At 55.5% G+C, this 13,909-nt stretch carries 9 protein-coding genes and 1 CRISPR repeat array; of the genes, 1 reads left to right on the top strand and 8 read right to left on the bottom strand.

The annotated features are described in order from the left end of the window. Window positions 1-87: 87 nt before the first annotated feature. A CRISPR array of direct repeats spans window positions 88-1,485; the repeat unit is 33 nt; unit sequence ATTTCAATCCACGCACTCCAAACGGAGTGCGAC. Between the two features lie 337 nt (window positions 1,486-1,822). The 5 genes from AC6ROY_RS14460 to AC6ROY_RS14440 all read right to left on the bottom strand — a co-directional run bounded on the left by AC6ROY_RS14460 (window position 1,823) and on the right by AC6ROY_RS14440 (window position 9,999). Next, complete coding sequence (locus AC6ROY_RS14460; protein ID WP_500101248.1) at window positions 1,823-6,529, bottom strand: NEAT domain-containing protein; 4,707 nt, start codon at window positions 6,527-6,529, stop codon at window positions 1,823-1,825. Window positions 6,530-7,068: 539 nt separating this feature from the next. Next, window positions 7,069-7,212 carry a hypothetical protein gene (locus AC6ROY_RS14455; protein ID WP_500101247.1) on the bottom strand — a complete coding sequence of 48 codons (144 nt, stop codon included), beginning with the start codon at window positions 7,210-7,212 and terminating at the stop codon, window positions 7,069-7,071. Between the two features lie 108 nt (window positions 7,213-7,320). Continuing rightward, window positions 7,321-8,331 carry a 5-oxoprolinase subunit C family protein gene (locus tag AC6ROY_RS14450; protein ID WP_500101245.1) on the bottom strand — a complete coding sequence of 337 codons (1,011 nt, stop codon included), beginning with the start codon at window positions 8,329-8,331 and terminating at the stop codon, window positions 7,321-7,323. After that, on the bottom strand, window positions 8,328-9,218 hold the full coding sequence (gene pxpB / locus AC6ROY_RS14445) for a 5-oxoprolinase subunit PxpB (RefSeq protein WP_500101244.1): 891 nt from the start codon (window positions 9,216-9,218) through the stop codon (window positions 8,328-8,330). The genes AC6ROY_RS14450 and pxpB overlap by 4 nt, the downstream gene beginning before the upstream one ends. Before the next feature lie 25 nt (window positions 9,219-9,243). After that, window positions 9,244-9,999, bottom strand: a complete 756-nt coding sequence (locus tag AC6ROY_RS14440) for a LamB/YcsF family protein (protein ID WP_500101243.1) — start codon at window positions 9,997-9,999, stop codon at window positions 9,244-9,246. Window positions 10,000-10,422: 423 nt separating this feature from the next. Here AC6ROY_RS14440 and AC6ROY_RS14435 point away from each other — a divergent pair, with 423 nt between their 5' ends. Continuing rightward, complete coding sequence (locus AC6ROY_RS14435; RefSeq protein WP_500101242.1) at window positions 10,423-11,391, top strand: cation diffusion facilitator family transporter; 969 nt, start codon at window positions 10,423-10,425, stop codon at window positions 11,389-11,391. 66 nt (window positions 11,392-11,457) lie between these two features. On the opposite strand, the gene AC6ROY_RS14430 is transcribed toward AC6ROY_RS14435, so the two are convergent. From AC6ROY_RS14430 to sdhB, 3 genes are all read right to left on the bottom strand, one after another. Further along, window positions 11,458-12,540, bottom strand: a complete 1,083-nt coding sequence (locus AC6ROY_RS14430; RefSeq protein ID WP_500101241.1) for a LacI family DNA-binding transcriptional regulator — start codon at window positions 12,538-12,540, stop codon at window positions 11,458-11,460. A gap of 217 nt (window positions 12,541-12,757) precedes the next feature. Further along, complete coding sequence (locus AC6ROY_RS14425; protein WP_500101240.1) at window positions 12,758-12,892, bottom strand: hypothetical protein; 135 nt, start codon at window positions 12,890-12,892, stop codon at window positions 12,758-12,760. A 248-nt stretch (window positions 12,893-13,140) separates the two neighbouring features. Continuing rightward, window positions 13,141-13,908 (bottom strand): succinate dehydrogenase iron-sulfur subunit, encoded by a 768-nt coding sequence (gene sdhB, locus AC6ROY_RS14420; RefSeq protein WP_500101239.1) that lies wholly within the window; start codon window positions 13,906-13,908, stop codon window positions 13,141-13,143. Window position 13,909: the final 1 nt, after the last annotated feature.

The raw sequence follows: 13,909 nt of genomic DNA, 5'->3' as shown, positions 1-13,909 counted from the left end.
CAAGCTGAGCAAAAAGGCTAACTCTAGCACAACTACATTTTGAGATTAGCGACAACTATCTTGACAAACGCCGCAGTTGTTGTGGCTATTTCAATCCACGCACTCCAAACGGAGTGCGACGATGATGGAAGTTTTAATTCAGGTTCGGCCAATGGGATTTCAATCCACGCACTCCAAACGGAGTGCGACGCTGCCAAACGCTCGTAATTTTTTTCGTAGATACATTTCAATCCACGCACTCCAAACGGAGTGCGACATTACACGTTTAAGGTAACCTCTTACGATAAGTCGTCATTTCAATCCACGCACTCCAAACGGAGTGCGACGTACACCATCTACCTGCTCCATTACTTTGTGGCATATTTCAATCCACGCACTCCAAACGGAGTGCGACATCATTATCTTTGATTTTTGCATTTACTCTATACTTTATTTCAATCCACGCACTCCAAACGGAGTGCGACTTTAATTTTCATCATCTCCTTAAAGTTCTGTAATAATTTCAATCCACGCACTCCAAACGGAGTGCGACGCAATCGAGCGAAAAAACGACGCGACCAAGGCGAAAATTCAATCCACGCACTCCAAACGGAGTGCGACGGGAGTACGAGACATACCACACCCAGAACGGGTGGATTTCAATCCACGCACTCCAAACGGAGTGCGACTGTTTTCGGTTACGATTTGTTCGACTGATTCCAGTATTTCAATCCACGCACTCCAAACGGAGTGCGACGGCTGTGTTGTACATCGTATTGAGCAACATGGTCCAATTTCAATCCACGCACTCCAAACGGAGTGCGACCACGAACATACTGGCGCTTTTCCGTATCCCCAAAAATATTTCAATCCACGCACTCCAAACGGAGTGCGACGAAAATAAAAATGCTACCGAGTTTCCTCGATACAAATTTCAATCCACGCACTCCAAACGGAGTGCGACCGTAACGCCGATCATAAACGCCTCTTTCTGGAAGTATTTCAATCCACGCACTCCAAACGGAGTGCGACCCGACAAAAGACGCGATTGAACAGTACATTCTGGCGATTTCAATCCACGCACTCCAAACGGAGTGCGACTGAGTGGCTTGAGGCGACGACATCTTGGGGGAGTATTTCAATCCACGCACTCCAAACGGAGTGCGACCTGCTCGATGGTCCGGACTTGATTGCCGCTAAAGATATTTCAATCCACGCACTCCAAACGGAGTGCGACCCGACATCGGCTAGTGTGCGGGGATGCTACCAACATTTCAATCCACGCACTCCAAACGGAGTGCGACAGGTAGGCTGGGCCGACAAACGGCTCCAAGGCTTATTTCAATCCACGCACTCCAAACGGAGTGCGACGGGCATCTACGCAGGCGGGGCGGTCGCTCCACTGATTTCAATCCACGCACTCCAAACGGAGTGCGACTCCAGCTTGAGGTCATACTTGGCAAAATCGGCCGTATTTCAATCCACGCACTCCAAACGGAGTGCGACAGCGAAAATACCACAAATTAATGCCTGTCAGGCATCAATCCCATGCCTTTTCGAATAATCATTTCCAAATTTGCATACATCACGGCTTGACTGTTTGAAATCCATGCCGATTTCGACGAATTTCGATAAATTCTGAGGTGCGAATGATCCGGCATTTTCATGGGAGCTTCACATTCGCACCTGATTACAGCTACCGTCAGTTTACTTGCTCGCCTAGCAAACTTCAATACGATTATTGTATAATCTGGAATCTGTCGCCCGCAGCACAGCGCAACAAAAACCCCGGCTGCAAGGGAACCAAGACTAGCTCGGTCTCCCGCTCCGGGGTTCAGTCTGCTTATTTCAGGCCGTCTGTCAAAGCCAGAATGATCTTGACGGCTTCAGCTCTCGTCGCGTTAGCGGTTGGAGCAAACAAATTATTCTCTCTGCCATTCAAGAGGCCCTGCCGGGCAGCTGCGGCAACATAGGCGTATGCCCATTGCGGAATTTGCGCTTCATCCGCAAAAGTGTTGCGTGCTGCCGCATCCAGCGGAAGCTCCAGCGTCCGTGCCACGATGACCGCAATTTCTGCGCGGGTGATGCTGCGTCCAGCGCGGAACGTTCCATCCTCGTAGCTTGTCAGAATGCCGGCTGCCCATGCTTTGGCAAGCGAAGGCTTGACCCAGTCGGGAATTTGTGCCAGGTCGGCAAAGTCCAGCTCGGCTTGCTTCGCGTCATCTCCAAGCGTACGGCCGATCAGCGCCGTGAATTCAGCACGGCTGATTTCGCCGTCCGGACGGAAGCTGCCGTCTTCATAACCGTTCACCACGCCAAGCTCGGCTGCACGCTCGATCAGTGATTGCGCCCAGTGACCGTCAATATCCGCCAAGGCTGCCGCTGGCTGTGGAGCTGCCGGAGCCTGGTTATCCTTCCATACATCGCTCAGCGCAGCTCCCTTGCTCAAACCAGCTGCGGCTGCGGTGTCGAAGGAAAGCTCAGCTTCAAGCTTCTTGCCCTCTAAAGTTACGACTACCTTGAGCTTGGCAGACGTATCCTTGACTTCAAATTGCACATCGCGTGTATCATTTTGCTTATCTGCTCCAATGACCTTGGCATCGGTCAGCGTACCGTTCAGCTCAGCCTGGAAGGCGCTGACCTTCGCGCTTTGCTTGATTCGCAGGGTCACGAGTTTTTTGCTGCCCTCAACGGTCAGCAGAACCGGTGCAGCTACATAACCCTGCAGCTCGGAAGCGACGGTTGTTTTGCCAACCTCCAGCACTTTAACCGGAACGGCATACGAACCATCCTTCAACACAGTCGTTGCAGCTGCCGCTCCACCACCGCCGCCACCGCCAGAGGTGGTACTCGGAGTTTGCGGTGTCACCGTCGCTACAGGAGCAACAGGCTTCGAGCTTGTTTCAGGCTCTACCGCGCCAAATGCCAGCTTGAGCGTCGTCGGTTGCCCGTCCTTCACCGCCTGCACCGCATAGGTTGCTGTCAAATCATCGGCTACTTCAAACTGTACGGTTGTTGCTGCCGGATCAGCGGCCAGAATGCGAACCGTACCCGCCTGCTTGAATGCCGCCACAGCCGCCACAAATGAAGGCGTAATTTCACGAATGACATTGCCTTGTGCATCCAGTATGGAAATGCCAGTTACCGTAACACCGGCCTGCAGGTTCAGCTTCGCTTGTTTTTTGCCATCTTGTACGGTCAGGCTGTTGCCTTCGCTTTGAATAAATTCAGCGAGCTGAGGTGCTGTCGGGTCATCCGATTTGGATGCAAAGCTGACCTTGTATTGTCCGTTGCTGACCGGCTTGGTCAGGTCCACCCGAATTTGGGCATACCCGATTTCAACGGCATAGCCCTGCGGCTCGCCGCCGGTTGTTACGGTGACCTGACCTGCTTGCTTGTTGATCAGCAAGTCCTGTACCTCAAACTGGACGGTACGCTCGCCAGTCGCAGCATTTTGCGTGAGCAGCATGGCTTCCGTCAATGCCGAGGCAGAGTTCAGCTTCGTCTGCACTGAAGTCAATGCTCCGGCTGCTTGCAGCGGCAGTGTTACCCGCTTCACACCGCCTTGGACAGCCAAGATGCCCTGGCCGCTCACATAAGCCTGCACCGGCGATGCCTGATCGCTCCCTTGTTGATAGAAATTCACTTGAACGGTATATTGTCCGTCCGGCAAAGCCGTAATCGCATCGCGGTACTGCGCCGAAGCAAACAGCTTCACAGCCTCTTGCAGCGCTTTTACAGCTGCATCCACCTGCGCCTGGGTTGACTGCTCATTGGCCGCAACCGCAACTGCTGCATCCAGCGACGTTTTCAGGCTTGCCTTGGCTCCTGCCACATATTGACCAAGCTCGGCGCCTTCAACAGCCGCCCCATGAGTGGCCGACACTTCCTTCATCAACGCGGTCAAAGCTTGCTTGTTGACCACACCCGTACCATCCTGCACAACGCCTGCCTCGAAAGCGGCTACCGCCGACTGCAGCGCCTCAACGCCCCGGTAAATCTCCGTCTGCGTGGCATTGCGGTCAACCACCGCCTGCGCTGCCGCGATTGCGGACTGCAGCACGGCCTTCGATCCGGCCTTCACTTGGCCGAGTGCGTTGCCTTCAATCGCTGCATCATGCTGCGCTTGCGCTGCGGCAATCAAGCCGCCAACCATTTCCTTCGTCAGCACGATGCTGCCTACGCTGATTTCGATATCATACGTATGGTCATAAATGCCAAGCGGAGGCCCCAAATCCCAATACACTTTGATCCATGCCGCTTGTCTCTTCGCCAAATCCGAAAGCTCAAAGCTGATCACCCGCGTATTGGTTACCGGATCAACTGAAATAATGTCCGTTTCCACCAGCTCGCCCGCTTGCAGCGTCTTCAACGATGTAATTTCCGTATGCTGCGTTAATTTGAACGACACATACAGCTTGCCGTTTTTCACCGTCAGCTTGCGGCTAGCCGGGTCAATATATTGGTTCGTCATCGACGTTGCATTGGAATTATTTTGATAAATGACGATATCCGCATCATATTCGCCGTCTGGCAGCACAGGAGCCGGATTGTCCGTAATCACCTGCGGCTTCAACGCGTCATACGCCGCCAGCAGGTTTGTATACTGCGTATCCAGCGTCTGCTGCGTTTGTTCGGTGACTACCAAACCCTTGCTGCGGGTCAGCACTCTCATAAAGGCCGTCATGGACCCGGCCGGATACTGGCCGTTCCAGATCCCCTCGCGCGCCTGATTCGACTCCTCAATCAACGCGTTCAAGCGATCCTTGTTGCCTCCCGGCGTCAACGTCAGGGTCGTGGAAACTTCCCCCAGGTTCAACCGGCTGCCCGCCTTATTAATGGCTTCTATATCTTTCAATTGCACGGTCGCTGTTGTCTTCTCAGTCTGCTTCTTGGACTGGAACGTCAGGCTCATCATTTCCTCCGCTGCAGACGGCAGCGTGAGCGCATTGTTTTCATCCTTCAGCTTGAACTTGACTCGGTACACGCCCGGCGAAACGGCTTCTATCGTCCCTTTTTCCAGCTTGCCGTTCCAGCCGCCGATCGTCGACAGCTCCAGTTGAGCCGGATCGACAACTACGGTTGCTTCATAGCCGTACACTTGCGTAAACACCGCATCCGTAATGTTTCCTGCCTTGTGGACCACCGACACCGTATTCCCGGCGAGCACTTCCGGCGTTCTTGCCGCCAGCGTCACATTTGGCTTCATTCCGGCAATGGCTGCTTGCAGCGCTGCCAGCGCATCGGTTACCTGCTGCTGCGTCGCTGCATCATTCACCGCTACCGCTTGAGCCGCCGCAATCGCTGCCGCCAGCGCTTCTCTGGACGATCCGGCTGACGCACTGTCATGCTCGCTTTGCGCCTTGGCGATCTGCGCCTTCAACACCGATTTATCGCTCAGTATCCGATCAAAGCCAAGCTCAACTGTATACGAATTGTCATAAACTCCGAAAGGAGGACCGAGATCCCAATAAATTTTCACCCAGCCGTCCAGCCGCCTGCCGAGATCCGATACCTCGAATTTGACTGTCCGGCGGTTAGCCGCCTCATCCTTGTCAGGAATATCCGTTTCAACCAAGATACCGTTTTGCATCGTCTTGAACGACAAAATTTCATTATGCTGCTTCAGCGCAAAAGTTACATACTTTTTGTCCCCGGCTACGATCAGCTTGCCGCTCGACAAGTCCACATAGTCCTGCATAACCGACTTGTCATTTGTGCCGCTCTTGTAAATTTTGAATTCCAGTCCGTGCTCGCCGTCAGCCAATGCAGGAACCGGATTGTTCGTAATCACCTGCGCTTGCAGCGCCGTGTACGCATCCTTGAGCTTCGTATACTGCGCGTCGATCGCCTCTTGCAAAGCCGGCGATGCGATCAGGTTTTTGCTTACATTCAGCGTTGTTGTAAAGGCAGCCATGGAGCCGACCGGGTACTGCCCGTTCCAGATGCCCTCGCGAGCCGTTTCCGCTTCCGTGATCAACGCCTTCAACTGCTCGGTGCTGCCGCTCGGCTTGAGATTTACCGTAAATGGCGCATCGCCCAGCTGCAAGCGGCCGCCGTTTTTGTCGATCAGCACGATGTCCTTCGCCATGATCGTTGTCGTCTTCGCTTCCGTCACCGCGTTGGACTGCAACGTCAGACTGACCATCGACTCCATCGCTTCCTTCACGATGACCGGGTTGTTCGGCGCGTTCAACGCAGCCTTGACCTGATACACACCTGCCGACACTTCAGTTGCCGTTGGTGTTGCAAACCCCGTGTTGTTCCTCACCCGGACAAAGCTCATCAGGCTAGGGTCAAAGGTAAACGTCACCTCGTACCCGTATACTTCCTGATAAACACTGTCCGTCACGTTCCCGACCTGCTGCCAAATGCCTGCAATTTGCTTGCCGCCCAAATAATCTGTCGTTGCCCCTGCGCCAAAGGTCGCAAGCGGTCCCTGCTGGCTCCCCGCTTGGCTGTCAGCCGAAACCGACGGCAACGGCAATCCGGACAACACCAAGGCCAGCGCTAGCAGGCAGGATAACATCCTTTTAAACGTTCTGCTCATCCTCACTTCTCCTTTTCCCATGTTACCACAACATTTGTTAATAACGATAATCATTATCAATTGATAGCTAAAAAAAATTCCATCCGTATGTACCGTCTCTGTCTCGTCTACTTGCAACGGCGCCTTCCGATCCAAGATCCTCACCAACTGATATTGATAACCATTCTCAATTTAATTCAAAAAAATAAGGCACCGCCCCTGAATTGCCTCGGTCCTATTCGTTCAATATGATGTCCCCCTCGGTACCTGACTTTTCAAAATATATGGTAAATGAACCTTCTCGTCATTGTCAATAGTTGGAGTAAATTATTTTAAGAAATCGTAAACATAAATCAAGACGTTTACTTATATGGAAGTTAAATGAAGCCAAAGATCGCTTCTTCACTAAGCCTAGCAGCGCACGCTCGTATTTCGCTTAACAAAAAGCGACATAGGCAACACGTCCATCCGTTGATGTTTTGCCCATCATCTGAACGGCCAGCAGATGCTTCAGCCTGCCGGTCAAACATCTTTTTCCATCGGGCACTTCCGTACATTGATCAAACACCCTTTTCCAGATGACACTTCTGCACGCCGATCAGCTGGCCGTCCCATTGAACCGACAGCCAGCCGCCGCACATCGGCGTACACCAATACACCAATCCGGCGAGTCGCAAGCCCCGTATGAACCGGGGACAGGACATTGCTTATAAGCCTCATCTCCGACTCCGATTTCTGTAAGGCGGCTGAACGGCAATCCAAGCTGCAACGATCAGCTATTTTGAGCTGTCAAGCAGGCGCGGCATTACCCTCTATTCATCGCGCAAACGGATCGCTGTGCGTAAGATGGCCAGCTTCTGCATGCGCTGCACATACAGCTGTTCGGCCTGATCAAGGCCGATCTCTCGCAAGCGCAGCTGCTGACCGGGCTTCAGCTGACCGAGAAGGGGCAAATCCACGCTGGCAATATGCGCGATTCGCGGATAACCGCCCGTCGTCTGCCGGTCAGCCAGCAGCATAATCGGCTGGCCATCCGGCGGCAGCTGTACCGTACCTAGCGCTACTCCTTCGGAGAGCAGCTCCGTACGGACCGACAGCTGCAGCGGCTCACCGCTCAAGCGATAGCCCATCCGGTCAGATTGCGGGCTCACGCTAAAAAGCTGCGTGAACAGGCGCTCCCGGCTGGCTGCCGTCAAGCTGCCCGCATTTGCTCCGGGCAGCGTCCGCAACTCTACCGGCTGGCCGGACACCGGCAGCCAGTCCGGCCAGCCCGCGTGCCACTGCGGGCTGCTGAAGCTGGCGCCAGCTGCCAGGCGCGCGCGCAAGTGCTGCACCCGACGCTGCGCCAGCGCGCCGGGGACCTTGCAGCGCAGCAGGTCGCCGGCTGCCAGCGCGCGGCCCTCAAGGCCGCCGAGCGCGCCGCGGCCGTAGGTGCTGCGGCTTCCGAGCACCTGCGGCACATCGAAGCCGCCCGCCACGGCTACATAGGCCCGGCTCCCGCTGCGGCACGGGCCGAAGCGAATTGCAGCGCCGCGGCTGACCAGCACCGGTCGCCAGGTCGGCAGCGGTTGTCCGTCCACCTCGGCGGACAAATCCGCCCCGCAGCAGGCGATCAACAGGTCGTCCTGCACCTCCAGTGTCGGTCCGATCAGCGTCGCCTCCAGCGCCGCCTCTCCTTCCTCATTGCCCACGAGCAAATTGGCGATCCGCAGCGATAGCGGGTCCATCGCCCCGCCGACAACAACCCCGTACCGCTGATAGCCCGTTCGGCCCAAATCCTGAATCGTCGTGTGCATGCCTGGACGAAGCACCTTTAGTCTCATTTGGCTTCCTCCCTGACCAGACATTCGTACTCTTCCACGCCTATCGGGCGAAAACGAAGCCGGTCCCCCGCCTGCACATAACTTGGCGGATCGTCATCCGGGCGGAACAGCCTGAGCGGCGTTCGCCCTATAATTTGCCATCCGCCCGGCGTCTCGACCGAATAAATGCCGGTCTGCACACCGGCAATACCGACCGATCCGGCCGGTACAGACGGACGCGGACTCGAACGCCGCGGAGCTGCGATCCGCTCCGTCATGCCCCCAAGATAGGGGAACCCTGGCGCGAAACCGATCATATAGACGGTATACACTGCGCTGCTATGCAGCTCAATCACCTGCTCGGGAAGCAGTTCGTTATGCCGCGCCACAAGCTCCAGATCAGGCCCCACTTCTCCTCCGTACCATACAGGCACCTCCACCGTCCGCGGAACAGCCTTCTGTCCCGGCCGAAGCTGTCCAAGCGATTGCTCCAGCTGTCCGCATACAAATGCAAACAGCGACTGGCCCGCGCCTTCCCCATGCGCCAGTCTGCGCGCTGACCAAACCGCCAGCGGATCATAATGAATCGTCACGCTGGCGAAAGCAGGCACACATTCCAGCATGCCGGGAAACGGATGCTTGCTCCAGTGCTCAGCAGCAGTCCGCACTTTATGATGCGTCGCGGGATCAATCCCGCTGCCGAAGCGAACTGTGACGGCGGCATCGCCAAGCGGCAGCCATTCAAGCTGCTCGGCGGCAGCTTGCTCACCCTCTGAGCGCCGCAGCTTGCGCAGCTCCAAGCTCTCCTGCTGCTCCGCCTCGCTCTGCAACGTATGCAGCTCCAGAAGCTCCGACTCCCCCACCTCGCTCTGCAAACCGCCTATCCCCGGGCACTCCGCTTGCCGCATCCCCTCGTCTCCCGGCCGCCTGGATTCAGGGCCGCGCAATGCGAACACCCGCCTGCTCCAAGCCGCCGCGAATCAAACGAATCAGCTCCAGCGCGCCCGGCGTGTCCCCATGCACACAGAGGCTGTCGCCTTCCAGCTCAATCCAAACGCCGTCGATCGTTCTCGTCCGTCCCTCGACAACCATCCGCACGGCATTCGCCGCAGCTTCCGCGGGGTCATGAATAACCGCACCGGGCAAGCTCCGCGAAGCCAGCTTCCCGTCGCGCTGGTAAGCGCGGTCTGCGTACAGCTCGCGTACGACCGGCAGCCCGCAGGCTGCCGCTGCGCGCTGCAGCTCGCTGCCAGGCTTGGCCAGCATCGGCGTGCCGGGAATCGTCAGCGCGGTGGCCTCCGCTATTGCCGCCGCAATTTCCGCATCGTCGTCCGCCATGTTGTTCATGCTGCCGTGAGGCTTGACATGGGCAAGCTTTGCCCCGTGCTTCCGACAAAATGCATCCAGCGCCCCAATCTGGTAAACGCAGCTGTTCAACAGCTCATTGCGGGACAGACGCATCTCGCGACGGCCGAAGCCAGCCAAGTCGGGGTACCCCATATGGACGCCGATGCCGACGCCCCGCTCGGCGGCCAGCCGTACCGTCCGGTCCATAACGGTCGGATCGCCTGCATGGAAGCCGCAAGCAATATTGGCAGATGTAATCAACGGCATGACTTGCTCATCCAGGCCAAGCTGATAGACGCCAAAGCTTTCTCCCATATCACAATTCAAATCAATCGTTCTCATCTTCATCTCCCAATTCCTTGCGATTATCGAATTGTCCAGCGTCGCTGAAAACAGCAGCACAGAGCAGATAGCAATAGCATCGGCACAATCCGCAAAAAAAATCGGCCCGCCCAACGGGGGCGAGCCTTAAAGTGTTTATATTAAAAAGGGGGTCTTGTTAAGTATCATACACCCAGAAGATGATAAACACGTAACAGAACTATTTCAATTGTGTAACAATTTTGGAAGCGCTATACCGAAATTGATTATTACTATCACAATATTGAGAAAATGAATCATAATCAACGAAAAACGAATTATGATAGTGATAATTATGATCAAAATCCTGAAAATCGCTATCAATTAAAGTATTTGCCGAAATTCAAGACTTGACGTATACTGTGGTTGTAATAAGATTCGGATGAATGGAAAGGATGAACCCGTATGTACGATTATCATCACCTTCCTCACGCCAAGCAGCAAAGCCGGTCCAAACGGACGCTTTGGATCACGCTTGCCTTAACGCTGTTTTTTACGATCGTCGAAGTGATCGGCGGCCTTATGTCCAATTCCCTTGCCCTGCTCTCCGATTCGGCGCATATGATCTCCGATGTGCTCGCGCTTGGTCTCAGCATGACAGCGATTTATTTGGCGACACGCCAGCCGAACAGCCGCTTTACGTTCGGTTACCTCCGCTTCGAGATCATCGCGTCGTTTTTGAATGGTTTGGCGCTCGCGATCATCGCGCTCGGCATCTGTGTGGAAGGCGTCCGCCGCTTCCTGCGGCCGGAGCCGATCGACTTTAAGCTAATGCTGGCAATCGCGGCTGTCGGCTTGATCGTTAATATTGTCCTGACGCTCGTGCTGAGCCGCAGTATGAAAGAAGAAGATAATTTGAACATCCAGAGCGCGCTCTGGCATTTTATCGGCGATCTGCTTAGCTCTGTCGGCGTAATCGCCTCGGCCATACTGCTGTATTACACCGGTATCCTCTGGCTCGATCCGCTGATCAGCATCATCATCAGCCTCATTATTTTCGCAGGAGGAGCACGAATTATACGCGAATCGGTACTCATTCTGATGGAATCCGTACCCGAACAGTATAACCTCGATGACATCCGCAGCACGATCGCTGCCGTCGGAGGCGTCGAGGATGTCCACGAGATGCATCTGTGGGCCGTGTCCACGGACCACTATTCCTTGACCGCCCATGTATTTGTGAATGACCAGACCCAGCCGCTATGTATCATTTTAGCCATCAATGAAACATTGAAAAGCAAGTATGGCATTGAGCATACGACGATTCAAACCGAGCATGCCCGCCTTCACCCCCACGGAGAATACGGCCGCCAGTTTCTGGAGCAAAAAAAAGCCGCCGCTCAGCGCATCAGTCCGCCACAGCATGCGCTGTAGCCGCCGTGGCTGATCCGGGCTGCTCGTGGCCGACCACGGCAAAGGGCTATCCCGTCAAGGCCAAGGCTATCGGCCCGTTGAATCACGCGGCACAAGCCGCAGCGGAATTTGCAGCTCCCGGCCTTCCCTCGCCGCCTTGCTCAGCGCCTCGGCGGGGAAAAGGCTGAGCGTTGACGCATCGTCCAGTGCCTGCAGCATCAGCAGCATCACATATTCGGCCTGCATCGCAGTCGGGAGCGCCAGCGAGGTCAAGGTCGGATAACAGATCGACGTAACCGGATCGTTGTTGATTCCTGCAATCAGAAAATCGCCCGGTACCCGATAGCCCCGCCGCAGCGCGGCCGACATCAGGGAAAGCGTCAGCACATCATCAAAGCCGATAATGCCAACCGTTCCGCTATCGTTTTGCCCGTTGCCCGCTTCCGCTCGCACAGCTTCGATCCGATCCAGCACCTCTTCGATCGAAGCGAAGCTGTCCGCGTCGAAGCTGGCGCTTGCGGTCGGCTCGGCCAGCCGATCCAGGCCATTTTGCACGCCGATTCGCCGCTGCCGGTCCGTGGCGTACAGACTGGACTTGCCGACATAACAAAATGTCCGGCAGCCGCGCTCCGCCAGATGGTGCACCACTTCTTCACAGCCGTTTACAAAATCCAGGTTGACCGCCCCGACCGCAATGTCATCCGGCCACCCCCACGCATTAAACAAAACAAGCGGCGTACCGACGCCAACCAGCTGTCTTGTCGCCTCCTGCGACATCGCCAAGCCGTGGCAGATCAACCCGTCAACACGACGCTGCAGCAGTACATCAAGATGCCGCTTTTCAATCTCCGGATCGAAACCGGCAGCTGAGAACACAGACAAATGGTAGCCATACGTATGGGCCATCCGCTGCATTTCCTCCGCGAAGCGCCCATGATAGCCCGCAAAGCTCGGTACCAGCATCCCCAGCTCATACGATTTTTTCCGGCTTAGACTTGCCGCCATTACATTTCGGCGATAACCCAGCTCCTCGGCTGCCTGCTCCACCTTGCGGATCGTTTCGCTTGACATCGGAACATTGCGCCGGTTCAGCACGTTGGATACGGTCGCAATAGACACCCCCGCCGCTTCCGCCAAATCGACAATCGTAACTTGCCGCTTCCTGCTCATCGCTTGTACTTCCTTTCCTCATCCCGCTTGCGGCGCTTCCCGCTGAAACGCTTTAATTTCACTATTCTACCCGTGAAAGCGCAAGCACGTCAACGCGCGGCGATCGGCCGCCAACGGGCAGCAGCCGCTTCGCCTCACAGGCAAAGCGGCTGACTGTTCACTTATGCGGTTACGAACCGGTTACGAATCGGTTAGTCCCGTTGCTTCCGCATACCGCCTACACCGACGGACGGTTCGGCTCATGCTTGTCCTTGTGATAGGTTGGCATCGTGTTTGCTTTGTTCGTTTGCTGCGCATGGTCAGCCAGCGATTGCTGCTGCTGTTCAATCGACCGGTTTTTGTTTTTGCCCATTTGTAATCCCTCCAAGTAGGTCAAAATGAGTGGCTGCTTGCCTCTTTGTTTTTCCTCCGTGCGGCCTCTTCTATGCGCAGCCTCATCGACAAAGTTTACCGCAAAAAAACTCTCCCCCATCCTGAGGACGGGCGGAGAGCTTTGAATAAGAAAAGCTTCGGATCGAAGTAATCTCGATAAAGATACATCCGTGTTTAGCGATAGCTTTTCTTGCGATTATAGAATCCTTCAGCTTCGCTGGACACAGCTTACATACCCAGCCAGTTCTTGAACAGCTGCTTCGTCGTATCGAAGTTCATCGCCGCAATGGACGTCGTGAGCGGAATGCCCTTCGGGCAGGAGCGCACGCAGTTTTGCGAGTTGCCGCAGCCCTCGATGCCGCCGTCCTCCATCAGGGCGCCCAAACGCTCGTGGGCATTCATTTCGCCTGTCGGATGCGCGTTAAACAGACGAACCTGAGAGATCGCTGCCGGTCCGATAAAATCTGTTTTATCGTTGACATTCGGACAGGATTCCAGGCACACCCCGCAGGTCATGCACTTGGACAGCTCATAGGCCCATTGACGTTTCGACTCGGCCATCCGCGGTCCCGGACCGAGATCATACGTACCGTCAATCGGAATCCATGCTTTAACCTTCTTGAGCGCGGAAAACATCCGCTCACGGTTGATCACCAGGTCGCGAACGACCGGGAACGTGCTCATCGGTGCGATCCGGATCGGCTGCTCCAGCTTATCCACGAGCGCGCTGCACGCTTGGCGCGGCTTCCCGTTGATGACCATCGAGCAAGCACCGCATACTTCCTCCAGGCAGTTCGACTCCCAGCATACCGGCGTCGTTTTATCTCCCTTGGCGTTCGTCGGATTCCGCTGCACCTCCATCAGAGCGCTGATGACGTTCATGTTCGGACGGTATGGAATTTCGAACTCCTCAGTGTACGGCTTGCTGTCCGCCGCATCCTGACGGGTAACGATAAACTTGACCTTTTTGCCTGCTGCTGCAGTTGCTTCGGCCATG

Source organism: Paenibacillus sp. sg306046 (genome assembly GCF_059821225.1).
The sequence above is the reverse complement of the archived record's forward strand: the minus strand, read 5'-3'. Positions and strand labels throughout refer to the sequence as shown.

Bases quoted from the DNA above. Each gene is read 5' to 3' on its own strand.
- AC6ROY_RS14460 (WP_500101248.1), bottom strand. From the start codon at position 6,529: ATGAGCAGAACGTTTAAAAGGATGTTATCCTGCCTGCTAGCGCTGGCC.
- sdhB (WP_500101239.1), bottom strand. From the start codon at position 13,908: ATGGCCGAAGCAACTGCAGCAGCAGGCAAAAAGGTCAAGTTTATCGTT.
- AC6ROY_RS14450 (WP_500101245.1), bottom strand. From the start codon at position 8,331: ATGAGACTAAAGGTGCTTCGTCCAGGCATGCACACGACGATTCAGGAT.
- AC6ROY_RS14425 (WP_500101240.1), bottom strand. From the start codon at position 12,892: ATGGGCAAAAACAAAAACCGGTCGATTGAACAGCAGCAGCAATCGCTG.
- AC6ROY_RS14435 (WP_500101242.1), top strand. From the start codon at position 10,423: ATGTACGATTATCATCACCTTCCTCACGCCAAGCAGCAAAGCCGGTCC.
- pxpB (WP_500101244.1), bottom strand. From the start codon at position 9,218: ATGCGGCAAGCGGAGTGCCCGGGGATAGGCGGTTTGCAGAGCGAGGTG.
- AC6ROY_RS14430 (WP_500101241.1), bottom strand. From the start codon at position 12,540: ATGAGCAGGAAGCGGCAAGTTACGATTGTCGATTTGGCGGAAGCGGCG.
- AC6ROY_RS14440 (WP_500101243.1), bottom strand. From the start codon at position 9,999: ATGAGAACGATTGATTTGAATTGTGATATGGGAGAAAGCTTTGGCGTC.
- AC6ROY_RS14455 (WP_500101247.1), bottom strand. From the start codon at position 7,212: ATGTCCTGTCCCCGGTTCATACGGGGCTTGCGACTCGCCGGATTGGTG.